Source organism: Collinsella sp. SGI.178 (assembly GCF_050313495.1).
Classification (GTDB): Bacteria; Actinomycetota; Coriobacteriia; order Coriobacteriales; family Coriobacteriaceae; genus Collinsella.
On the sequence record NZ_JBNPLM010000073.1, the window covers coordinates 1 to 223 of the forward strand.

At 42.6% G+C, this 223-nt stretch carries 1 protein-coding gene; it reads right to left on the minus strand.

Annotated features, from left to right (window positions below):
- Nucleotides 1-13 precede the first annotated feature (13 nt).
- The coding region (locus ACQRAQ_RS08690; protein ID WP_427794567.1) for a hypothetical protein at nt 14-223 on the minus strand (210 nt) is incomplete at its 5' end.

A 223-nucleotide genomic window follows, 5' to 3' on the forward strand; every position in this document is an offset into this window, starting at 1 on the left:
GGGGAAAAATTCCTTATGCATTCAAATACACCTCTAGTTCTGGCTCCACGCTCAAGATGTGACGTAAAGTCTTCTCCGAAATTCTTGAAGGATTGAGTAGCTGGCCTACTCCATGTTTTTTGAGGTCGTCATAAGTCAATGAATCGGTTGCCATTGGTTTCAATAACGTCAATTCGACGCCCTTTGCACCGAAAGAGTAGTCCGATTTGTTTACTACAAATCG